19 protein-coding genes are annotated in these 22,209 nt (G+C 42.1%); 11 read left to right on the top strand and 8 right to left on the bottom strand.

Annotation, left to right across the window (positions count from 1 at the left end):
• Positions 1 to 117 precede the first annotated feature (117 nt).
• The 4 genes from N5852_RS13945 to N5852_RS13930 all read left to right on the top strand — a co-directional run bounded on the left by N5852_RS13945 (position 118) and on the right by N5852_RS13930 (position 5,351).
• Complete coding sequence (locus tag N5852_RS13945; RefSeq protein WP_262099986.1) at positions 118 to 1,536, top strand: helix-turn-helix domain-containing protein; 1,419 nt, start codon at positions 118 to 120, stop codon at positions 1,534 to 1,536.
• A 142-nt stretch (positions 1,537 to 1,678) separates the two neighbouring features.
• Positions 1,679 to 2,758, top strand: a complete 1,080-nt coding sequence (locus tag N5852_RS13940; protein WP_182419825.1) for an NAD(P)-dependent alcohol dehydrogenase — start codon at positions 1,679 to 1,681, stop codon at positions 2,756 to 2,758.
• 170 nt (positions 2,759 to 2,928) lie between these two features.
• Entirely contained in the window at positions 2,929 to 4,104 is a 1,176-nt protein-coding gene (locus N5852_RS13935; RefSeq protein WP_262099985.1) for a tetratricopeptide repeat protein, read from the top strand.
• Positions 4,105 to 4,175: 71 nt separating this feature from the next.
• Positions 4,176 to 5,351, top strand: a complete 1,176-nt coding sequence (locus N5852_RS13930) for a tetratricopeptide repeat protein (protein ID WP_262099984.1) — start codon at positions 4,176 to 4,178, stop codon at positions 5,349 to 5,351.
• A 545-nt stretch (positions 5,352 to 5,896) separates the two neighbouring features.
• Here the strand turns inward: N5852_RS13930 and N5852_RS13925 are convergent.
• From N5852_RS13925 to N5852_RS13905, 5 genes are all read right to left on the bottom strand, one after another.
• Positions 5,897 to 6,679, bottom strand: a complete 783-nt coding sequence (locus tag N5852_RS13925) for a GntR family transcriptional regulator (RefSeq protein ID WP_262099983.1) — start codon at positions 6,677 to 6,679, stop codon at positions 5,897 to 5,899.
• Between the two features lie 36 nt (positions 6,680 to 6,715).
• A complete protein-coding gene (locus N5852_RS13920; protein ID WP_262099982.1) occupies positions 6,716 to 7,507 on the bottom strand; it encodes an amino acid ABC transporter permease in 792 nt (263 codons plus the stop codon).
• Positions 7,504 to 8,151, bottom strand: coding sequence for an amino acid ABC transporter permease (locus tag N5852_RS13915; RefSeq protein ID WP_262099981.1), 648 nt, complete (start codon positions 8,149 to 8,151; stop codon positions 7,504 to 7,506). Before N5852_RS13915 ends, N5852_RS13920 begins: the two co-directional genes overlap by 4 nt.
• A 69-nt stretch (positions 8,152 to 8,220) precedes the next feature.
• On the bottom strand, positions 8,221 to 9,054 hold the full coding sequence (locus N5852_RS13910; RefSeq protein WP_262099980.1) for a glutamate ABC transporter substrate-binding protein: 834 nt from the start codon (positions 9,052 to 9,054) through the stop codon (positions 8,221 to 8,223).
• Positions 9,055 to 9,064: 10 nt separating this feature from the next.
• Positions 9,065 to 9,841 carry an amino acid ABC transporter ATP-binding protein gene (locus N5852_RS13905; RefSeq protein WP_262099979.1) on the bottom strand — a complete coding sequence of 259 codons (777 nt, stop codon included), beginning with the start codon at positions 9,839 to 9,841 and terminating at the stop codon, positions 9,065 to 9,067.
• 97 nt (positions 9,842 to 9,938) lie between these two features.
• On the opposite strand from N5852_RS13905, the gene N5852_RS13900 reads away from it, so the two are divergent.
• Entirely contained in the window at positions 9,939 to 10,769 is an 831-nt protein-coding gene (locus N5852_RS13900; RefSeq protein WP_262099978.1) for an amidohydrolase family protein, read from the top strand.
• A gap of 124 nt (positions 10,770 to 10,893) precedes the next feature.
• Here N5852_RS13900 and N5852_RS13895 read toward each other — a convergent pair whose 3' ends face one another.
• Complete coding sequence (locus N5852_RS13895) at positions 10,894 to 11,577, bottom strand: GntR family transcriptional regulator (RefSeq protein WP_262099977.1); 684 nt, start codon at positions 11,575 to 11,577, stop codon at positions 10,894 to 10,896.
• A gap of 239 nt (positions 11,578 to 11,816) precedes the next feature.
• Between N5852_RS13895 and N5852_RS13890 the strand changes: the two genes are divergently transcribed.
• The 6 genes from N5852_RS13890 (at position 11,817) to N5852_RS13865 (ending at position 19,371) form a co-directional block, all read left to right on the top strand.
• Entirely contained in the window at positions 11,817 to 13,076 is a 1,260-nt protein-coding gene (locus tag N5852_RS13890) for an NRAMP family divalent metal transporter (RefSeq protein ID WP_262099976.1), read from the top strand.
• A 9-nt stretch (positions 13,077 to 13,085) separates the two neighbouring features.
• The gene (locus N5852_RS13885; RefSeq protein WP_262099975.1) at positions 13,086 to 13,847 is read left to right on the top strand and encodes a LamB/YcsF family protein; all 762 of its coding nucleotides are present in this window, start codon (positions 13,086 to 13,088) and stop codon (positions 13,845 to 13,847) included.
• 166 nt (positions 13,848 to 14,013) lie between these two features.
• Positions 14,014 to 14,802 carry a putative hydro-lyase gene (locus tag N5852_RS13880; RefSeq protein WP_262099974.1) on the top strand — a complete coding sequence of 263 codons (789 nt, stop codon included), beginning with the start codon at positions 14,014 to 14,016 and terminating at the stop codon, positions 14,800 to 14,802.
• Positions 14,803 to 14,826: 24 nt separating this feature from the next.
• Positions 14,827 to 16,458, top strand: a complete 1,632-nt coding sequence (locus N5852_RS13875) for a 5-oxoprolinase subunit B/C family protein (protein WP_262099973.1) — start codon at positions 14,827 to 14,829, stop codon at positions 16,456 to 16,458.
• A gap of 110 nt (positions 16,459 to 16,568) precedes the next feature.
• The gene (locus N5852_RS13870) at positions 16,569 to 18,299 is read left to right on the top strand and encodes an acetyl/propionyl/methylcrotonyl-CoA carboxylase subunit alpha (protein ID WP_262099972.1); all 1,731 of its coding nucleotides are present in this window, start codon (positions 16,569 to 16,571) and stop codon (positions 18,297 to 18,299) included.
• 523 nt (positions 18,300 to 18,822) lie between these two features.
• Positions 18,823 to 19,371: a hypothetical protein gene (locus N5852_RS13865; protein ID WP_262099971.1), complete on the top strand. Its 549-nt coding sequence runs from the start codon at positions 18,823 to 18,825 to the stop codon at positions 19,369 to 19,371.
• 97 nt (positions 19,372 to 19,468) lie between these two features.
• On the opposite strand, the gene msrA is transcribed toward N5852_RS13865, so the two are convergent.
• Together msrA and N5852_RS13855 are read right to left on the bottom strand one after the other, a co-directional pair.
• Positions 19,469 to 20,173, bottom strand: coding sequence for a peptide-methionine (S)-S-oxide reductase MsrA (gene msrA / locus N5852_RS13860; RefSeq protein WP_262099970.1), 705 nt, complete (start codon positions 20,171 to 20,173; stop codon positions 19,469 to 19,471).
• Between the two features lie 101 nt (positions 20,174 to 20,274).
• The gene (locus tag N5852_RS13855) at positions 20,275 to 22,191 is read right to left on the bottom strand and encodes a cytochrome c biogenesis protein DipZ (protein ID WP_262099969.1); all 1,917 of its coding nucleotides are present in this window, start codon (positions 22,189 to 22,191) and stop codon (positions 20,275 to 20,277) included.
• Between the last annotated feature and the right edge of the window lie 18 nt (positions 22,192 to 22,209).

Here is a 22,209-nt window from a genome sequence, read left to right as displayed (position 1 = left end):
TCAACCATATTCGCTTAAGAATCAAAGTAACAGATTTTTGTAAATAATAAAGCTTGATTGTGTGCAAATGCATAAGTTATAAAAATGCAAATTGTAAATTGCAAAATTGTGAAAATCATGGCTATTGGTAAATTATACATTGGGCGCAAAGTGCGTAAATTGCGTGAAGAGCATCAAAATACCCAGATGCAATTTGCCGAGCGCATTGGCATATCAACCTCTTATCTCAACCAGATAGAGAATAATCAAAGACCCGTTTCTGCGGCTGTGCTACTATCGCTTGCTGAAAAATTTCACATTGATATAGCAAGCCTTTCATCTGGTGAAGACGACCGTTTGCTTTCAGCGTTAAGTGAAACACTAAGCGACCCACTTTTTGAAAGTAACCGTGCGAGCCTCCAAGAGTTGCGGCTTATTGCACAAAATGCCCCCAGTCTTGCCCGTGCTTTGATTTCGTGTCATCAAGCTTATCGGCTGGCTTCAGAACAATTGGCAAGCAGTGATGATCGCTTGCAAACCAGTGGGCTTAGCGAAGTTTCGCCCTATGAAGAAGTGCGGGATTTTTTTCATTTTGTCGATAATTATATTGATAGCCTTGATAAGGCAGCTGAAAATCTAGCCACTTCTATTGGTATTGGCGAAAATGATAATCATGCCGCTTTAATCCGCATTTTGGAAGAAAAATATCAAATATTGGTTCGTTGGGGTAGCCTTGACGACACCACCGTGCGTCGTTTTGATGCCATGAGCAAAACTTTAACTCTTAACCCTTATGCGCCAGTGCAAACCCGCATTTTTCAACTTGCTGTACAATTAGCGCAATTTGAAACCAATGACCTTTGTGAAGAAATTATCAATCAAGCCAATTTTAAATCGCGTGAAGCTGAGGAAATTTGCCGTATTGGGCTGCACAATTATTTTGCAGGTGCTTTGGTGTTGCCTTATATGCCATTTTTGCGCACAGCTGAACTATTACGTCATGATATTGAATTATTAGCTGCACGTTTTGGTGTCTCGTTAGAGCAGGTTTGTCACCGTTTATCGACTTTGCAACGCCCCGGCTCAAAAGGTGTACCAATATTTTTTGCCCGTGTTGATCGCGCCGGCAATATTACAAAACGCCATAGTGCGGCAAAATTGCAATTTGCCCGTTTTGGCTCGGCCTGTCCGGTATGGAATGCTCACCAAGCTTTTGAAACGCCGGGCAGCATTATTCGCCAATTGGCTGAAACGCCAGACGGCGTGCGCTATCTTTGCCTTGCAGTGCAAGTGGTTAAGGGTAATGGCGGTTATCGCAGTACACACCCCCATTATGCCTTGGCTTTTGGTTGCGAAATTTCCAATGCTAAAAGCTTTGTCTATTGTGATGACTTGGATCTTGGCAATGGCGCAGCCTATGAAGCTATTGGTATTTCTTGCCGCATTTGTGCGCGCACAAAATGCGCCAACCGCGCCGTACCACCTTTAAAGCATCGTTTAAACATTAATCATGATTTGCGTGATGTTTTACCCTATACGTTGGAGCAAATTGGATAAAATTTTGCCATAAAATCAACCCTGCGGCAATAATACGCAAGCAATGTCATAAACAAGTGAATGGCTTGTGCTATGCTTGGAGTAGGGTGAAACCCTTAAAATTCGGTGTGGCCGATAAGGCATATTTGGAGAGGCGATAAACATGGCTAAAATGAAAGCAGCAATTTTTGTTGAAAAGAACCGTATTGTTCTTGATGAAAAGCCAATTCCAGATATTGGCCCGCAAGATGCGCTTATTCGCATCACCACAACAACCATTTGCGGTACTGATATTCATATTCTTAAAGGGGAATACCCCGTAGCAAAAGGCCTAACCATCGGCCATGAGCCGGTTGGTATTATTGAAAAGCTCGGCAGCGAGGTCAAAGGTTTTAAAGAAGGGCAGCGCGTTATTGCAGGCGCTATCACGCCAAGTGGTATATCCAATGCCTGTATGTGTGGTTGTAGTTCGCAAGATGGCCCTGGCACAAAGCATGGCTTTCAAGCGATGGGTGGCTGGAAATTTGGCAATACGATTGATGGCGCACAAGCTGAATTTTTGCGGGTAAATAATGCAGCTGCTAATTTATGCGCTATTCCCGACAAGCTAAGCGATGAACAAGTGTTGATGTGCCCTGATATTATGTCAACAGGCTTTTCTGGGGCTGAGCGCGGCGGCGTTAAAATTGGCGATATGGTGGTGGTTTGGGCACTTGGCCCAATTGGGCTTTGTGCTGTGGCTGGCGCTAAACTTTGCGGTGCGACGACCATCATCGGCGTTGATACGGTACCAACCCGCATGGCAATGGCCAAACAACTAGGCGCAACCCATGTGGTGGATTTTAAAGCGTGTAATGCGGTGGAAGAAATTATGCGCATTACCGATGGGCGCGGTGTTGATGTGTCGATTGAAGCTTTAGGCTTGCAATCAACCTTTGAATCTTGCCTTAATGTTTTGCGCCCTGGTGGTAAATTGTCAAGCCTTGGCGTTTACTCGGATGATTTAAAGATTCCGCTTGCTGGCTACCGAGCAGGCTTGGGTGATATTGATATTGTTAGTGGTCTTTGCCCCGGCGGCAAGGAACGGATGCGGCGCTTGATGAGTGTGCTTGAAAATGGCGAAATTGACTTAAAGCCATTGGTAACCCATAGCTATAGCCTTGATGATATTGAAAAAGCCTATGAGCTTTTTGCTCATCAAGCTGATGGCGTGATGAAAATCGCGATTAAAACCGCCGCTTAAGGTCATAAAAAAATGAAAAAAGAGCATTTTCGCTTCATGGCGAAGATGCTCTTTTTTGTATATTTTAATGCTGTTAGCTTCACAGTGTCGCAAAACTACTCTATGGTCAAAACGCTTGCGTTTTAACCATGCCGAGAATTAAACAATTTAAAAATACAAGGATTTATCTTATGGGTTCAGCTTCAAATGACGCCAATATAGCAGCTCTTCGCAGTGAGGCCGAAAACGGCGATGCAAGTGCACAAAATAATTTGGCGGTCATTTATGATGAAGGTCATGGTGTGGCGCAAGATAAGAAAGAAGCGCTTAAATGGTTTCAACTTGCAGCCGCTCAAGGCGAGATGAATGCTCAGTTAAATCTTGCTAAAATGTTTTTTGAAGGCGAAGGCGTTGAGCAGGACCTTAAGCAAGCCGTAAAATGGCTACATCTTGCTGCCGAACAAGATCTTGCTGAAGCGCAATTTGTACTTGGTTGTTTTTATGATACCGGCCAAGGCGTTGTGCAAGATAAGCAAGAGGCGGTTAAATGGCTTACACGTGCTGGTGAGCAAGGTAATGCCGAAGCCCAATGCAATTTGGGCGTTATGTATGCTGATGGCGATGGCGTTGCCCAAGATAATAGTGAAGCTGAAAAATGGTATAGTCTTGCTGCCGAGCAAGGTGATGTTGTTGCGCAATTTAATTTGGCCGAGCTTTATCATAGCGGCTCAATTGCGGCAAAAGATAGCCAAGATGCCTTAAGACTATACCAGCTTGCGGCAGAACAAGGTTATGAATTTGCCCAATATAATTTAGCCTATATTTATGAAAATGGTTTAGGCATTGACGAGGATATGCAAGAGGCTGAAAAATGGTACCGTTTGGCAGCAGAGGCTGGAAATTCTGCTGCCCAAATAGCCATTGCGAAACTCTATCTTGAAGGCGAAATTGTTGAACAAGATTTTACGCAAGCTGCTAAATGGGCGCGTCTTGCCGCAGAGCAAGGCGATGAAGATGGCCAATTTGTTTTAGCCTGCCTTTATGATAATGGTGACGGTGTTGAAGAAGATAAGGCGCAAGCGGCTAAATGGTATACATTGGCGGCTGAGCAAGGACATCCTGTTGCCCAATTTAATTTAGGCTATATGTATAGCGAGGGTGAAGGCTTGCCCCAAGATAAGAATGAAGCTGTTAAATGGTATAGCTTAGCAGCAAAGCAGGGCGATGGCGATGCCCAGTTTAATCTTGGCGAATTATATCAAAATGGTGATGGTGTAGTGCAAGATAAGATTGAAGCGGCTAAATGGTACCGCTTAGCGGCAGAACAAGGCGACAGCGAGGCTGAAAAAGCATTAAAAGCTCTTTGATAATGACACTATGCGGGGGTGCATAGTGATATCTTATGACAGGCGAAATGTTAAAATGCGGGGAATTATCAATGAGTTCGCTTTCAAATGACACAAATATAACTGCTTTACGCAACTTAGCTGAAAATGGCGATGCAAAAGCACAATATCAGCTTGCTTATATTTTTTATAGCGGACAGGGGGCCACGGTTGATCTTGAACAGGCGATCAAATGGTTACATCTTGCGGCTGATAATGGTTATGTCCTTGCTCAATATAATCTGGCTTCATTGTATCAAACGGGTGATCTTGTCAGGCAAAGTTATGTTGACGCGGCACGTTTATATCAGCTTGCAAGTGACCAAGATTACGCTGATGCCCAATTTGAATTAGCTTTGCTTTATGAAAACGGCCTGGGCGTTGCTGTCGATAAGGCCGAGGCTGCTAGGCTTTATAAATTGGTGGCTGCAAAAAATTATCCCAATGCACAACTCTATCTTGCAAGGCTTTATTTGAATGGTGAAGGCGTTACCTATAATGAAAAAGAGGCATTAAGATTGGTTCGCCTTGCCGCAGAGCAAGGTTTTGCCGAGGCAGAATTTGTGCTGGGCTGCCTTTATGAAGAGGGGGTTGGCTTAGAGCAAGATAGTGTGCAAGCAGCATTTTGGCTTTTACGCGCCGCAAAACAAGGGGAAGCTGCCGCCCAGTCCTATTTGGTGAAACTTTATGCCTCCGGTATTGGCGTTGAATATAATTTACAAGAAGCGCTGAAATGGTGCCGCTTAGCCGCAGATCAAGGCAATATGGAAGCGCAATTTAGTCTTGGTTGTTTTTATGATTTAGGCAATGGCGTTAATGAAGATAAGCAAGAAGCCTTGAAATGGTTTCGCTTAGCTGGTGAACAAGGCCATGATGAAGCCCAGCATAATGTTGCTTATATGTATGATTATGGCGAAGGTGTTGCAGAAAACAAAATGGAAGCTGCCAAATGGTATCGCCTTTCTGCAGAGCAAGGCAATGTGCGCGCTCAAGCTAATTTGGGCTATTTATATGGCGTTGGTGATGGCATTGCAAAAAACATTATTGAGGCGGAAAAATGGTATCGCTTGGCGGCAGAGCAAGGTGAGCCTACATCACAATATAATCTAGGTGAACTATATCACATTGGCGAAGCTGTTGGCAAAAATCTGGTCGAAGCCGAAAAATGGTACCGCCTATCAGCCGCCCAAGGCTATAGCGACGCCATAGACGCTTTAAAAACTCTTTAGGCGATTGTTTTAGGCAGCACAGCTAACAATAGTTATTTTGTTATAGTCTCATTGTATCGACAGCCTTATGGAAGGCACAATGATTGACGCCATTACAGATGAATAATGGGAGCGTTTAACACGATTTACTTTTATAGATGTATTGAACAGCGTGAATGTAACACCAATAAATGGCGCTTTATCAATGTGCAGATTTGATCAACGTCGAGATTTGTCTCGCGCATGCAAGCAATATAAATTAAATGCACGCGCGTGAAGCTTATGGTGTTTGCCTTTGATAAGTATATTTATAAGCCAAATATTATTGTTAAAAAACTCTTTTTAGAATTTAAGCAATGCAGAAAACTTGCCAGCCAATATAGAAATATTTGCAAAACTGGCTTGGTTACGTACAAATTGCCATGATCTACATTAAGCCAAAATAATAGCATGAGACATTTTTTAACTTGGGATCTGCCAATTTTTGCAAGGTCTATTTGCTCGCAAGACTTAAAAACCTTAGTCTTAAAATTAGCAGATCTTTTTGCATATTTACATTGGTATCACTAATTTACTTTAATACGATAATGGAAATTACGAACATCTGCGCGTGAAATGCGCCATTCAATCGGGCAATTTTTAGCGTTTTTGGCCTGTCTATGAATAAAAATAGACAGGGCATCCTTTTCTATACCAAGATCGTTCGCATCTTCATCGCTGGCTTTATCAACGGTTATTTCTTCTTCGATAAAACAAACAAGTTGATGACAATATTCATCATATGCCGGATAAAGTAATGGGCCAATATCGGCAAGCGGAATATCAAAAAGGGGATGAAACAATTCAAAAGAAAGGAATATATCTTCTAAAAGTTTTGTTTGGCCATCCCAAGATCGATGACGCACAAGATGAATAATATCTGCATCAAGTTTAATATCAAGCGCCGCTGCAATTTGCGCATCGGCCTTTGCCTTACATCGCTTAATTATGCGACTCTCAGGTATGATATTGCTACCATCAGTCAATCGGTGCTGAAAAAATCTAATCATTAAATTATCAAAATTGGGACGCCGTATAAATGTTCCTGCGCCTTGGCGGCGTTCAACTAAACCGTCTTCGGCCAATTGATCAATTGCTTTTCTTGCCGTTCCAGGCGCTACTCCATAAATTTTAGCTAAATCCATTTCTGCTGGCAATGGCGCCCCAGATCTAAAGGTGCCATCCGCTATTTGATGAAGCAGTGTTTCATGTAATCTTCGATAAAGCGGCAAATGGGCGCTGCCAAGTAGAGTATGCTGCCCCTCTACTTTAGCTTGCTTCTCTTCATAGCGTTCATTTATCCACGTCATATGTATTAATCCAGTTATTTCAATTTTATTTTTCTTTTAAATCAACTTTTGCGATTGCTTTGCCGCTAACGACAATAACCAATTAACGATAAAATAAATAATAGCAACGAGAGTATAAACGGAAAGTGAATAATTATCGCCAAGAAATTCTACGGCGGTACGCGCATCGCGTAGAAACTCTGTGTAGCCAATAATAAATCCAAAGCTAGTTTCTTTCAGCAAAACAATAAGTTGCGCGATGAGCGAGGGTGCCATGCGTCTTATTGCTTGTGGTAGCAATATAACCCTAAATGTTTCATTGCGCGAAAGCCCAATCGCATAAGCTGCCTCTGCTTGTCCTTTTGGCAGAGATAAAATACCGGCGCGAAAAATTTCTGCGATTACAACACTATTAAATAGCGATAAGCCGATGACAAGCGACCAAAATGTCGAAATATCCAAGCCAAGAGCTGGCCCACCAAGAAAAATGAAAAAGATAAGTAATAAAAGCGGAATACCGCGAAAAAACTCTATCCATAGTCTAACACAGGATCGCACTAGTTTTGACTGCGACATGAACAAAAACGCAATAAGTGCTCCGCCGCTTAAGGAAAAGAACATTGCGGTTAATGCCGCCGTAAATGTTGAAACAAGGCCATGGAAAAGTAATGTAATAAACTCTCCATCCAATAGGGTTAACCATAAAACTGGCTCAAAATAGCCTTTTTCAAAAAGTGAGGTAAAAGCTACACCAAGCAATAATGCAAAAACAACCCATGTGACTAAGCTAATGCGTTTTGAAACTTTTCTGGCATTTGGACCTTGGCGGTCATAAAGAACAATACTCATTGTCTGAATGCTCCTTTCTTTTCAATTAAAGATGAAAGCAATCCCAATGGAATTGTGATACATAAATAAATTGCTGCGGTTGCAAAAAGAATGAATAATACTGCATGGCTTTGCTCATTAGCGACCCGTTCCATTGCTGCTAATAGTTCTGCAACGCCAAAAGCTGATGCGATTGCAGTATTTTTGATTAAGGCAATGGTGACATTAACGATTGGAGGAATTGCGCTACGTATCGCTTGCGGTAAAATAACAAATCGCAAACAATCCGTAAAAGAAAGACCGATGGCGCGGGCAGCTTCGGCTTGGCCTATGGGGACAGAATTAACACCTGAGCGAATAGCTTCACAGTAAAACGGCCCATAATAAGTAACGAGTGCAATAATTGCGAAGGTAAAATAGGAAAATCGCAAGCCAAGTTGCGGAAGAACGAAAGCTGCAAAAAAGAACAAAACTGTTAATGGAACATTGCGGACAAGGCCAACATAGGCGCTACTTAATGTACGCCATCCATCAATGGGGGATATACGCATGGTTGCCAGAATTAATCCAAGCGGCAATGCACAGCAAATGGCTATTACCGCAAGAGCAAGCGTCATACCAAGCCCGCTGGCGAAAACATGAAAATTATCTAGAAACGCACTCATTACATCTCCCAATCGAAAGATTTTTTTCTGCTAGGATATAGGTCATGACCTAAAGTGAAGAATTAAGAGTTATTCACAAGGGTCAAGGGGCGGCAATTTGCCATCGCCTGGAACATAGTCTTGTAGAAATTTGTCATAAAGTTCTTTATAGGTTCCGTCCTTGTCAGCGTCTATCAAAACAGTTTGCACAAATTGGCAAAAATCTTTTTCATCTTTGCGTATTCCAACACCCCATGGCTCGCGGGTAAACATATTGCCAACGATCTCAATTTTATTTGGCTCACGGCTAACAAGTCCAGCAAGAATAAAATTAGTTGTAGCGACTGCATCAACCGAGCCATTTTTAAGTGCCCCTACACATTTTGAAATCACATCAAAAGGAACAATTTGCGCGTCAGGGTAATTATTAACAATGGCAGACTGGCCTTCGCTACCATTCATAACACATACTTTTTTGCCGGCGAGGTCGTGAGGACCTTTGATATTTTTAGGATTGCCTTTTTGCACGATTAGATCTTGTCCGCCAATAACATAGGGGCCGGCAAAATCTAATACCTTTTTGCGTTTGTCATTCATTGCATAAGTTGCAACAACATAATCAACCTTTTTTTGCTGCAAAAAAGGCTCGCGATTTGCGGAAGATGTTTCAACAAAAATAATATTACTTTCCTCAATGCCAAGCTTTTTAGCAATGAGTTTGGCTATTTCAATATCAAATCCAACTGGCTTACCGCTTAGATTACGTAGGCCAAATAGTGGTTGGTCAAATTTTACTCCAATATGGAGTTGACCTTTTTCTTGTAATTTTGCCATGGTTGAGTTAGCTGGAAAATCTTGCGCGCCCGCCGCAGATACACCTAAAAGCCACGCAAAAGCCGACAAAGTTGATAATATTTTTTTCATAATTCCTCCCTTAATGTTGTAAAATTTTGCTTAAAAAATCTTGTGCGCGTTCTGATTGAGGTGCATGGAAAAAGGCCTCAGGCGTGTTTTGCTCAATAATTTTACCCTTATCCATAAACACAACACTATTTGCTGCCGAGCGTGCAAAACCCATTTCATGGGTGACAACAAGCATTGTCATACCGCTATTAGCAAGTTTGAGCATTACATCCAAAACACCACTGACCATTTCAGGATCTAATGCCGATGTTGGCTCATCAAACAGCATAATATCTGGATTCATGGCTAAAGCCCGTGCTATAGCAACGCGCTGTTGTTGACCGCCCGATAATTCTGCGGGCATTTTATTTGCTTGTGCGCTAACGCCAACTTGATCTAGCAAATCAAGTGCCAGTTCCTCTGCCGCCTTTTTTGTCAGCTTTTTAACCCGAATAGGGCCAAGGGTAACATTGTCAAGAATTGTGCGGTGGGAAAATAAATTAAATGATTGAAAAACCATACCGACTTTAGAACGTAGCTTGGTAAGCTCTTTGCCCTCTTCAGGTAGTTTTTGCCCATCAATGAGAATAGTGCCTTCATTGATCGTTTCCAAACGATTTACGGTGCGACATAAAGTCGATTTTCCAGAACCTGATGGACCAATAATCACATAAACTTGGCCTTTAGGCACTTTCAAATAAACATCATCTAAGGCCTTAAACCGTTCATAATATTTACTCACGCCACTAATATCAATCGCCGCCAATTCGCCAACAGATTTTGGCCCGAGTATTCCTCCTATCGTCATCTTAAATGTATCCCATGTAATTGGATTATTGCTTTTTAAGTATTACAGATATATAGTCTTATATAAGAATAAAAGAATTGCAAGAGGTTTTTTGATAATGAACAGTTCCAAAGCATCGGTATTGTCGATAAAAGGTGGAATAGATACGCATGTTCATGTCTTTAGAAATGATTTGGCGATGAGCGCGAATCGCCGTTATGAGCCCGTTTATAACGCGCTTGCAGATGACCTTGAAGAAGTACAAAAACCTTTCCAGATTGCGCGTACGTTTCTTGTTCAACCAAGCTTTTTAGGCTTCGACAATCGTTATATTATTGAGGTGATTGCTCAAAATCCCGCAAAATATGCTGGAATTGCTGTGGTTCCATTTGATGTTGATGATAGTCAATTACAAAATCTAAAATTAAAAGGCATAGTTGGCGTTCGTTTGAACCTTATTGGCGTTAAAAATCTTCCAGATTGCTACCAATTACAAAGCTTTGCAGAAAAATTAGCCAAATATAATTTTGTGCTTGAAATTCAGGCGCAAGATCAACAATGGCAGGCTTTGGCCGTATCGCTTGCAAATATGGAATGTAAAGTGCTTATTGATCATTTTGGCCGTATTAATATGGCGAGATATGCAGCTAGTCTTGATGCGCTTATGGACTGCGCCCAAAAAAATAATAATTTATGGTTTAAATTTTCAGCACCTTATCGTTCCAATTTTGTATCGACATTTTTAATTGCTCAGCAGATTTTTAAAGCACAATTTCAACAGCGCATTGTTTGGGGTAGTGATTGGCCATGGACACAATTTGAAAGCCAGTTTTGTTATGAAGACACATTAACTTGGCTCGCACAATTGGTAAATGATGAGCAGCTCTTAAAGCAAATATTAACAACCAACCCAAAAAAACTTTATGATATTTCTAATTCGTTCTCATAGAGTGCTTTAACCGCGCCTTAATAGATAAAGATGATGATCTGCAATATTATATGATATTGGTTGAAATACGCTAAATTATCGATAAATGAAGTATACAACCAATAGGATTGGCAATTTCGGTAGGCTAGATTTTTTGCGCATAGGTGGCTAAAATCATTCGCTCGGCCTGCAATAAATATTGTTCAAGCTCGCTAGCTGCTAGCCGATAATCGCCATTTTCTACTAAGGTGAGTATTTTTTGATTTAAAGAAATATAGGGCGCATGTAAAAATTGCGGATCATCAAGCAAGCCAAAAATGAGCCTTAGCTCCACCATTATTTTTTCAAATTGTTGGCTTAATCGCTTGCTTCCCGCAAGGCTCACAATTGCGCTATGAAATTCAATATCAGCCGTTCCTGCCTCTAGCCATTTATTTTCAAGCCGGAATTTTTCGGCCCTTTCAACCGCTTGGCGCATTACCACAATAGCATTATGCAAAGGGTGTGCCTGTAAAATTGCCCCACATTCGATAATTCGCCTAACAGTATAAACATCAATAATGGCGGCAAGGTCAGGAATAATTACAAATACACCCCTATTGACCTCGTGGCGCAAAAGACCATCTTTAGCAAGGTTACGAAAAGCTTCACGCAAAGTATTACGGGAAATATTAAATTCTTGGCAAAGATGGCTTTCGGATAAATGGGCACCGGGTTTAAAAAGTCCTTTTAAAATACTATCGCGAATAAAAGCACTAATATTATCAGCAAGGGATCCATCATCTTTTTTGGCGCGTTCGGCAAGGGCCTTTAAGTTAGTTTTGTCCATGATGCATTTCCCCCGTCTTGTTTCAATTCATATAAACTGATCACGATTCACGTTAAATATGAATTCTCAAAAAGGCAAAGCAGTTTTTATAGCAAAAGAAAATAGGCTTTGTGCATAAAATTCGGCTGTTACACAATTGTGTTGCAATTATGAATAATTAAAGGCAATATGTTGAACAATCTTTGAAATATTGTTGCGCGAAACGCAATAAACTAAACCATATGCAATGGGAGTTTAATATGGCTCAGGATTCTGCACCGGAAAAAATTGAAACATTAAAAAGTAAAGCGGTACGCCATAGCACGCGCGGTTCACTGCTTGCGGCTATTTTTATGATGGCAACTTCGGCCATTGGCCCGGGTTTTATTACACAAACTGCTACATTTACTGAACAAATGGGTGCGGCCTTTGCCTTTGCTATTTTAGCCTCCATTTTGGTTGATTTTGTTGTTCAGCTTAATGTTTGGCGAATTGTTGCCCTAACACGCAAGCGTGCTTCTGATATTGCCAATCTTGCATTGCCGGGCAGTGGTTATGTATTGGCGGCCTTGGTCATTTTTGGCGGTTTGGTATTTAATATTGGTAATATTGCTGGTGCTGGCCTTGGCATGAATGCCATGCTTGGTCTTGACCCTAAAATAGGCGGTGCAATTAGTGCTATTTTGGCGATTTTGTTGTTTAGTACAAAAAAATTAGGCACCACCGTTGATCGGGTGATGATTTTATTTGGGCTGTTGATGATTGCCATGACAATTTATATGGCCTTTTCTTCACATCCACCTGTAGGTGAAGCGTTAAAACAAACGGTTTGGCCAAGTCACATTAATTTTGCCACTATCACCACCATCATTGGTGGTACGGTTGGTGGTTATATTACCTATGCAGGTGCACATCGCTTGCTTGACCGTGGCACAGTTGGCAAAGAAAATTTGCCTGCCATTACCAAAGGCGCATTAAGCGGCATTTTTATCACTGGTGTTATGCGCTATATTTTGTTTTTGGGTATTTTGGGTGTTGTTACGGCAGGTGGTGTTTTAACGTCAGTAGGTACTATTGACAATCCAGCAGGACGCGCTTTTCAAATAGCACTTGGTGAAATTGGCTTGCGCCTTTTTGGCCTTATTTTTTGGGCGGCTGCCATTACAAGTATTATTGGTGCAGCCTACACATCTGTGACCTTTATGAGTGCTTTTTATAAGGATCTTGATAAAAATGGCCAAGGCCCTGCAACCATTATCTTTATTGTGATTGGTCTTATTGCTTACGAATTATTAGGTACCACACCTGCCGCTTTATTGGTTTTTGCTGGTGGCTTTAATGGTCTTATTTTACCAATTGGTTTAACCATATTTATTTATGTTGGCTTTTTCCGCTCTGACCTAATGGAAGGCTATAAATATTCGCGTCCATTTTTGATTATCAGCGCACTAACTTGTTTGCTAACGTGGTACATGGGTGCACTTGCTTTCTCAAAAATTTTCGAACTCTTGTTAAGCTAAGGGGAAAAAATGCATTATATCGATTTGAATAGTGATCTTGGTGAAAGCTTTGGCGCATGGAAAATGGGCGATGACGCCGCCATGCTGCAAATTGTAACCAGTGCCAATATTGCCTGCGGTTTTCATGCTGGTGATCCTGTTGGCATTTTGAAAACTATAGAAGCAGCCGTTAGAAATAATGTCACCATTGGCGCCCATATTGGTTATCGCGATTTGGTTGGTTTTGGCCGCCGTAATATGGACCCAACTTATGATGAATTATTAGGCGATGCCCTTTATCAAATTGGAGCTTTGCAAGGCCTTAGCCATGCTTGTAAAACAACCGTGCGCTATGTAAAGCCCCATGGTGCGCTTTATAACCGCATTGCCCATGATATGGTGCAAGGAAAAGCGGTTATTGATGCGATTTGTCGTATTGATAAATCACTTGTATTAATGGCTCTTGCTGGTTCACCGCTGATTGATGAAGCTAAAAAGGCTGGCCTTCAAGTGGTCGCTGAAGCTTTCGCTGACCGTGCCTATAATAGCGATGGCAGCCTTGTTTCAAGGCGTGAAAAAGGTGCCACCTTGCATGATCCAAAGTTGGTAGCCGAACGCATGCTTCACTTAGTAACCACCGGCCAAATTGAAGCACAAGATGGCACAATGGTTAAAATTGATGCGCAATCCATTTGCTTGCATGGCGATAATCCTGATGCGGTTATCATGGCAAAGGCAGTTGCAACAAGGCTTAATGAAGCAGGGATAAATCTGCAATCCTTTGTCAGTTAAAACATAAAGGCTGGCACGATGTTTAATTGTGCCAGCTTAGAGCGCTTTTCGATCTGACTGGATCAGATCGGCGCTCTAATCCTTTGTTTACACCGCGTTTTTTGTCCGAAAACCGCTTCACACTTTTCGGAAAACGCTCTAAAACAATAAAGGGAGTGGAGGAAAAATGGAAAATTCAAACCAGCAAGCAGCTAAGGCTGCAAGATTGCGTTATAGAAGTGGCATTGTTGAGCCAACCTGTGGCATTGCACCTGGCATGACCCAAGCAAATATGATTGCCGTATCCAAAGAATGGGCCTATGATTTTTTACTTTTTGCGCAACGCAATCAAAAGCCATGCCCCATTCTTGATGTGAGTGATGCTGGTTCATGGCGCACTGTTTTGGCAAATGACGCCGATTTACGCACCGATTTTCCACTTTATCGAATTTGGAAAAATGGCGAATTGGTTGATGAAATCAAAGATGCAACAGCAATTTGGGAACAGCATCCCAGCCTTGTTACTTTTCTTATCGGTTGTAGTTTTACCTTTGAATGGCCTTTAATGGAAGCAGGGATTGGCATTCGTCATATTGAAGAAAAATGCAATGTTCCCATGTATCGCACCAATCGCCAGTGCCGTAAAGCTGGTAGTCTTGGTGGTGAAATGGTGGTTTCCATGCGGCCGATTGCGAGTGATCGCATTGCTGATGCCGCTATGATTTCTGGTTCTTTTCCTGCGGTTCACGGCGCACCCGTGCATATTGGTGATCCTGCCGCCCTTGGCATAGCTGATATTATGAAGCCCGATTTTGGCGATGCTGTGTCAATCCGGACGGGTGAATTGCCAGTCTTTTGGGCTTGTGGTGTAACGCCGCAAGCAGTTCTTATGGCTTCAAAATTACCCTTTGCCATTACTCATGCACCCGGTCATATGTTTATAACCGATGTGCCAGATGTTACCTATCGCGTTTAAACGCCAGCATTCAAGGTCATAAAAATGCGCTTTTTGCCTGTTAATGAAACCATATTTTTAACCGAACTTGCCGATCTTGATGAAACATTGGCTTTATTTGACTCCTTAAATGCCAATCCAATTGATGGTGTTGAAGAGCTTGTTCCTGCTGCTCGCACAATTATGGTGTATTTTAATCCGATAAAAATTACCGCTCAAAATTTGATTAGCCAAATTAAGCAGCGTGATTTATCCAACAAGCGAGCCAAAAGTGAGCAGATTATTGAAATAGCGGTGCGCTATGATGGCGAAGATTTAGAGGAAGTTGCCGATTATTTACAACTTAGCATTGCAGACCTTATTGCACGCCATAAAAATGCAGAATTTACCGTTGCCTTTACCGGCTTTGCCCCCGGTTTTGCCTATATGACATCAAGTGACGCACTTTTTGATGTGCCACGTAAAAAAACACCGCGCACGCGTATTCCGGCGGGATCCCTTGGGCTAGCTGGGCGTTTTAGCGGCATTTATCCGCAAGCCACCCCCGGTGGTTGGCAGCTGATTGGCACAACCGATACGCCAATGTTTGATATTAACCGCAATCCTGCTAGCCTATTAAAACCGGGTGACCGCGTGCGCTTTATTGAACAGCCATCAAAGCCCATTGCAGTAAAAAACTGTGATAATCAAGCGACGTTAACAAGCACAGATTCACGTCTTGATGATAATGTTGATAGCAAGGCAGCAAAGCCGCTTATCAAAGTTCCGCTTATTCAAGTTAAACAATGCGCTTTTGCGCTTTATTTTGAAGATAATGGCCGTATTCATCAAGCAAGTCAGGGCATATCGCCAAGCGGTGCATTGGATAAAGGTGCTTTTAAAGCTATTAACAAAATTGTTGGTAATGATGACAATGATCCGGTTTTAGAAATAGTTTTTGGCGGAGTTGAATTTGAAATATTAAGCGATACAGTTATTGCCTTTAGTGGCGCTGATTGCCCCGTTACGTTAACGGCGCAAAACGGCCGCGCAATTAAACTCCAAGCTAATCAGCCTATTGGCGTTGAAAAGGGCGATATACTTACTATTGCACCAGCAAATTCTGGTTTGCGACTTTATTTCACTGTTCGCGGTGGTTTTGATGTTGCAAAAATAATGAATAGTAGTTCACGCGATATTTTAGCTAATATCGGGCCAGAGCCAGTTAAAACGGGTGATGTTCTTTTTGCTAGCGGTAAGCGGGTGCAAAAACCAGTAGAACTTGGATTGACCCCTGCTTTTGCCATGCCAAAGGCTGGTGACGTTGTGGATATTGATGTTGTTTTGGGGCCAAGAACCGATTGGTTTACGCTTGATGCAATTGAGGTTTTTTTAAACCAGAAATGGCAAGTCACGCCCCAATCAGATCGGGTAGGCAACCGCTTAAATGGTGAACAGGCCTTGAGCCGCAAAATCCTTGACGAGTTACCAAGCGAGGGTACGGCAACAGGTGCTATTCAAGTGCCAGCAAGCGGACAACCAGTATTGTTTTTGGCCGACCATCCTTTGACAGGCGGCTATCCAGTTATTGCTTGTGTCGCAAACCATCATTTAGACCTTGCTGGCCAATTGCCAGCTGGTTGTTTTATACAATTTAAAGTTGTAAATTCCCAGCAAGCCTTTGCGGAAATGCTTTAAGTTGTAAGCCTTTGCGGAAATGCTTTAAGTTTTAGTGCTCTCATATTTTGTTTTTACGCATTTTTAAAAAGATCGGTTTTGGTTTTACTAAAATGCTATAAGGAAATAACATGAAAAAAGTTCTTATTGCCAATCGTGGTGAAATTGCAGTTCGTATCATTCAAGCCGCCAAGGATTATGGACTACAATCCGTTGCAATTTATGCTGATAGCGATTGTGATGCCTTATTTGTGCGCTATGCGGATGAAGCCTATGCGCTTGGTGGTGACACACCCAGCGACACCTATTTGAATATTGAAAAAATCATTGCAATTGCCAAAAAATCTGGTGCTGATGCTATTCATCCCGGCTATGGATTTTTGTCAGAACGCTCAGAATTTGCCCGTAAAATTGAAGAAGCTGGCCTTATTTTTATCGGCCCGTCGCCTGAAGTCATTGATATGTTGGGCGACAAGGTAGAAGCGCGGGCAACAGCGCAAAAAGTAGGCGCGCCTTTGGTTGCTGGTAGTGATGGCGCCGTCAATAGCCCAGAGGAAGTTGCGGCTTTTGCCAAAAAATATGGTTTTCCCTTAGCAATTAAAGCGGCCCATGGCGGCGGCGGCCGTGGTATGAAAGTGGTTTGGCAAGAAGCCGATATTGTTGACAGTTATCATTCTGCCGTGCGCGAAGCTGTAACCGCCTTTGGCCGCGGTGAGTGTTATGTTGAACAGTTTTTAGATCGTCCACGCCATGTCGAAGCGCAAATTATTGCCGATAAACATGGCAATGTTGTTGTGGTTGGTACGCGTGATTGTTCTATGCAACGCCGTAACCAAAAACTAATCGAAGAAGCGCCAGCACCCTTTTTAACCGATGAGCAACGTCAGCGTATTCATGTGTCAGCAGCCGCCATTTGCAAAGAAGCTGGCTATGTTGGTGCGGGTACTGTTGAATTTTTGCTAGGGCAAAATGGCGTTATTTCTTTCCTAGAAGTCAATACCAGACTACAAGTTGAGCATCCAGTTACCGAAGAAACAACCAATATTGATTTGGTTGTTGAACAATTCCGCATTGCTGAAGGTTTACGCCTTTCAATTGATGAAACACCGCAACCTATCGGCCACGCAATTGAATTTCGTATTAATGCCGAAGACGTGGCACGTGGATTTTTGCCTGCCCCTGGCGAAATTACTTTATTTTCTGCACCATTTGGAGCAGGCATACGCATAGATAGCGGCGTTGCGAGTGGTTCACAAGTTGCACCAATGTTTGACTCGATGATGGCAAAACTCATTGTGCGTGGTAAAAATCGTGAGGATGCTTTGCACCGCGCCAAGCGTGCTTTAAGTGAATTTGCCATTGAAGGGGTTGCCAGTGTTCTGCCCTTCCACCGCCTTGTGGTTGAGCATAGTGATTTTACTGCCGAAAATGGTTTTAAAGTTCATACACGCTGGATTGAAACGGATTTTAGCGCTGAATTGGAAATGGGCATGCGGGCTATTCCTGAACCTGTCACCATGAAACGCTCATTTATCGAAATTGATGGCAAGCGCGTATCGCTCGGGCTACCGGAAGCTTTTTTAAAAAGCCTTGGTGCATTTTCCCTTGGCTCACAAGCGGCAAATGATTCAATTGAAAATTCTAACGAGCCAAATGCAGTAAAAGCTACTGTTCCCGGCTCTATCCGCGCTTGGCTGGTTGAGGATCAAACCAAGGTGCAAGAAGGTGATGCCATTGCTGTTATGGAGGCGATGAAAATGGAAACCACAATTTTTGCACCAATAAGCGGCACATTGTCAATTACGGCATTGGCTGGCACAGTGCAGAAGCTTGGCAATATTATTGGCCGTATTGAAGCGTAAAGCGATAATTGCTTTAAAAGGGGTGGGATAAATATTCAGCCCCTCTTTTACTTACAATTCTTTGTTCATGCCAGTGAGGTTCAAATCAAAGAGATTCATGTCAAAAATTATATATTTTTTGCAAAAACCTATTGTTTAAAAATTAACACTTGCACCGCCTATACATATCATTTGTGAATTTTTAAAAAAAACCGCATTAAAAGCATACAAAACTTTTGAATGATTTTTTGATTTCTTTACGCTTGTTTACGTCACCCCATAAAGCTCGCAAGATCTAGTCTTTATATTTTTAATTTAATAAAATGTTTTCAAATATTTATGCTGGGCAAAAAGATTACCTATTATTCAAGCTCAAAATCGCTAGTATGTTATGCTGTGAAACAAAGGCAAGTATTTTGTTACATTCAATATTTATTGCTTTATTATGATTTTATAAAACTTGTAAAAACTTGATGTTTCTATCTTTCCATTTGTATATAAATTCTATAGATGTTGCTTTTATCAAAATTTGGGAAAAAATATCTTGATAAATAGTGATGATCAGAACATGTTGGAAGTATTGGCGCAAGGAATTACTAGTAGCCCTTATCTTATGATGGGCTTAGCAGTATTGGCGCTTTTTTTTAGCGGCTTATTACCATTTTACATGGTGCCGCGCCGTTATATTCTACAGCGAAGCCCTTATTTTTTACTTATGAGTTTGATATTTTCATGGTCTTTCTATGCCGATAAATTATTTAACTTCTTAGACTATTTATCCATCCAAGCTTTATTAATGATATTATGTGTGCAAATGTTTTTAGCAATGACATTATCCGTTATGCGCGCACGTGATGCTTTTGGACGTGGTATTTTCGCAATCATGCTGTTTATACCAATTTTACATTTTGGGCTTTTTGTTGTTTCCCATGAGGAGGGCGAAAAACCTTATCCTAAAAATCATAAGGAATTGCCTTTACCACGTTTTTGTCATGGTGTTTGCGGCGTTATCATTGCAACAGCCATTTGGATTTTACCGCTTTTTATTGGATTTGCTGCTGCACTTTATTTTTCAAGGCCTGGCACATGGTAAAATAATAATTTCTGAAATATGTGTTTGGTTAGTACATGTTTAAAAAGTTTTAGGTTTAAATATTAGGCGCAATCCTAACCCGAAACTTTAAAATTGATTATATACCAGTTTGCGCAACGAGGCGCGGCGCGGCACTATATTGCTTTGCAAATAGCTTTTTAAGATGTTCAACCTTTGGCAGGTCATTATAAACAATATAAGGTTGGGTTGGATTATTGGTCATATAATCTTGATGATAGCTTTCTGCTGGATAAAATGGCTTATCTGTTTCAATTTTGGTAACAATAGCACTATTAAAAACACGCGCAGTATTTAGTTCACCAATATAGGCCTTGGCAAATTTGGCTTGATCGGCATTTTGTGGGAAAATAGCCGATCTATATTGCGTGCCGCGGTCTGGCCCTTGGCGGTTAAGCTGGGTTGGGTCATGGGCAACAGAAAAATAGATTTGCAAAATTTCGCCATAACTGATTTGCGCAGGGTCAAATGTAACCTTAACTGCTTCCGCATGGCCAGTTGTGCCAGTGGTGACAGCACCATAATTAGCTGTTTGGCTAGCGCCGCCTGCATAGCCGGCAACCGCGCTTATCACACCTTTAGTATGTTGAAATACGCCTTGCACTCCCCAAAAACAACCGCCGGCTAAAACAACCACTTGTGGTCCTTTGGTCGGGTTTATATTGGCTTTTGGTGGTGGAATGGCAATGCCTTCTTGGGCACTTGCAGGCATAAATATTGCAAAGCCAATCAAGCCTAATAGTGTCGTTATAAGCGCCAAAGATGCTTTTATTCTTGATGTCATGTTTGTCTCCCACAGCATATTTTACAAAAAAGTGTGAAGCGGTTATTATTGTAAATATGCGGTAAATAATGAGTTTGCCGCATATTAGCGTTGAGTTTTTACTAGCCAAAGGTAAAGGCATAGGCCTCAACGCCCGGTTGCATAAATTCAATTTCAAAAAGATGATCTTCATCACCTGCGCCATCTTTTTGACGGATAAGTTGATAAAGTCTTTGTTCTTTGACAATGCCCTCGCCATTTTCATCAACGTCGCTACCATGGGCATTTTGGGGCGCTTTACCGTCAATTTTTACCTTAAAAGCAATGGTCTTACCTTGTTCTTTAGGGCCAAGCACAAGGTGCAAGTCGCGGGCATGGAAACGAAAAACAATGCTGCCTGTTTGACTATTTAAGGTGGCATTTTCTTTGCCAATCGTCCAATTGCCGTTTAAGCCCCATTCATTAAGGCGTGGCTCGCCATCGCGATAATCCTTAGGTGCATTTTCAACTAAGCCATCAGGGGACACAAAATTTTCTGCTCGCTCAAAACCAATATAGGTTTCAGGTGAAAGTACATTGGCAAGGTCGGGTGCGGCTTCTTCGCCGGTTGCTTTTACGTCAACAACATTATTATCAATATTTGTGTGTCCAGCTTCAGCTAATAGGCTTTGAATAACGCGTTCTGATTGTTCATAATCACCTTCACCAAAATGATGGTGGCGAATGTGCCCCTTGGCATCAATGAAATAATGAGCTGGCCAATATTGGTTTTTATAAGCGCGCCAAATGGCATAGCTATTATCAACCGCCACCGGATAGGTGACATTTAATTTTTGTACAGCGTTTTTGACATTATTGACATCACGCTCAAAAGCAAATTCTGGGGAATGAACACCAATAACGACTAAACCTTGATCCTTATATTTTTCTGCCCAAGCGCGAACATAAGGAATGGCTCGCAAGCAATTAATGCAAGAATAGGTCCAAAAATCCACCAATACCACTTTGCCTTTAAGACTTGCAAGGTCAAGCGGCGGTGAGTTTAGCCACTCGGTAGCGCCGGTAAAATCTGGGGCTGTGCCTTCAATTGGTAATTGCGGCGCGGCACTTTGCTCGCTATTGCTACTCATCATCATGGCATTATTGCCGGCCATCATTGCTGGATTTGCTGCCATCATCGCATTGCTGCCCGACATTGCATTGTTACCAGCATTATCTGCTGCGCCATTTGCGCTCATCATTGCCGGATTTGCTGCCATCATCGCATTGCTAGCACCATCATTATTGGGCGCGTTATTATTGAGGGTGTTATTACCGCTGGCTAAACGCGACATCAAATTTTGCTCAAGCGCATTGGTGCTGGCAGTTGACACTTGGGTCAAATAGCCCGTATCAAGGCCGCTAGCAATTGCTCCCACGGCCAATAATACCACAATGCCAAGGCCGCGCCGCGCCCAATCGGTAACGCCAAATGAACGCTTTAATAAGCTAACCAAACGGCCACCCACTAATAAAATAACTGCAAGCGATGTGATTGCTCCTAAAGCATAGGCAAGCAGCAAAATAGACGTATTGGCATTGGGGCCATTAATCGCCGCACCGGTGAGGATAAGCCCAAGTATAGGGCCAGCACAAGGCGCCCATAAAAGCCCTGTTGCCACCCCCAAAAGCGCAGAGCCCCAAATATTACCGTTTTTTGCATTATTACCGACATCATTGGAAAGACGGTTGCCAAGCGCCACAAAGGGCGCGGCAAATTTAGTTGCAAGGCTTGGAAAAAGCAGCGTTATTGCAAAAAGCATTAATAGAATAAGTGCAAATAAACGTCCATATTGGTTTGCTGCAACCACCCAGCCACCAGCAACGGCCGCGAGTGACGCAACAATTGCAAAGCTTATTGCCATACCAAGCAACATGGGCAAGCCAGAGCGCATGAAAGGTTGGCCGGTGCGTGTAAACACAAAAGGCAAAACCGGCAATATGCATGGGCTGATGACGGTTAAAACACCGCCAAGATAGGCAATTACAAATATCAGCATATTTATCTCAATTCTATA

It is taken from the genome of Bartonella sp. HY328 (genome assembly GCF_025449335.1).
Classification (GTDB): domain Bacteria; phylum Pseudomonadota; class Alphaproteobacteria; order Rhizobiales; family Rhizobiaceae; genus HY038.
This window is presented reverse-complemented; position numbering and strand designations above follow the sequence as displayed.

Bases quoted from the DNA above. Each gene is read 5' to 3' on its own strand.
- N5852_RS13890 (WP_262099976.1), top strand. From the start codon at position 11,817: ATGGCTCAGGATTCTGCACCGGAAAAAATTGAAACATTAAAAAGTAAA.
- N5852_RS13905 (WP_262099979.1), bottom strand. From the start codon at position 9,841: ATGACGATAGGAGGAATACTCGGGCCAAAATCTGTTGGCGAATTGGCG.
- N5852_RS13935 (WP_262099985.1), top strand. From the start codon at position 2,929: ATGGGTTCAGCTTCAAATGACGCCAATATAGCAGCTCTTCGCAGTGAG.
- N5852_RS13900 (WP_262099978.1), top strand. From the start codon at position 9,939: ATGAACAGTTCCAAAGCATCGGTATTGTCGATAAAAGGTGGAATAGAT.
- N5852_RS13880 (WP_262099974.1), top strand. From the start codon at position 14,014: ATGGAAAATTCAAACCAGCAAGCAGCTAAGGCTGCAAGATTGCGTTAT.
- N5852_RS13895 (WP_262099977.1), bottom strand. From the start codon at position 11,577: ATGGACAAAACTAACTTAAAGGCCCTTGCCGAACGCGCCAAAAAAGAT.
- N5852_RS13870 (WP_262099972.1), top strand. From the start codon at position 16,569: ATGAAAAAAGTTCTTATTGCCAATCGTGGTGAAATTGCAGTTCGTATC.
- N5852_RS13920 (WP_262099982.1), bottom strand. From the start codon at position 7,507: ATGAGTATTGTTCTTTATGACCGCCAAGGTCCAAATGCCAGAAAAGTT.
- N5852_RS13925 (WP_262099983.1), bottom strand. From the start codon at position 6,679: ATGACGTGGATAAATGAACGCTATGAAGAGAAGCAAGCTAAAGTAGAG.
- N5852_RS13940 (WP_182419825.1), top strand. From the start codon at position 1,679: ATGGCTAAAATGAAAGCAGCAATTTTTGTTGAAAAGAACCGTATTGTT.
- N5852_RS13945 (WP_262099986.1), top strand. From the start codon at position 118: ATGGCTATTGGTAAATTATACATTGGGCGCAAAGTGCGTAAATTGCGT.
- N5852_RS13910 (WP_262099980.1), bottom strand. From the start codon at position 9,054: ATGAAAAAAATATTATCAACTTTGTCGGCTTTTGCGTGGCTTTTAGGT.
- N5852_RS13930 (WP_262099984.1), top strand. From the start codon at position 4,176: ATGAGTTCGCTTTCAAATGACACAAATATAACTGCTTTACGCAACTTA.
- msrA (WP_262099970.1), bottom strand. From the start codon at position 20,173: ATGACATCAAGAATAAAAGCATCTTTGGCGCTTATAACGACACTATTA.
- N5852_RS13855 (WP_262099969.1), bottom strand. From the start codon at position 22,191: ATGCTGATATTTGTAATTGCCTATCTTGGCGGTGTTTTAACCGTCATC.
- N5852_RS13875 (WP_262099973.1), top strand. From the start codon at position 14,827: ATGCGCTTTTTGCCTGTTAATGAAACCATATTTTTAACCGAACTTGCC.
- N5852_RS13885 (WP_262099975.1), top strand. From the start codon at position 13,086: ATGCATTATATCGATTTGAATAGTGATCTTGGTGAAAGCTTTGGCGCA.
- N5852_RS13915 (WP_262099981.1), bottom strand. From the start codon at position 8,151: ATGAGTGCGTTTCTAGATAATTTTCATGTTTTCGCCAGCGGGCTTGGT.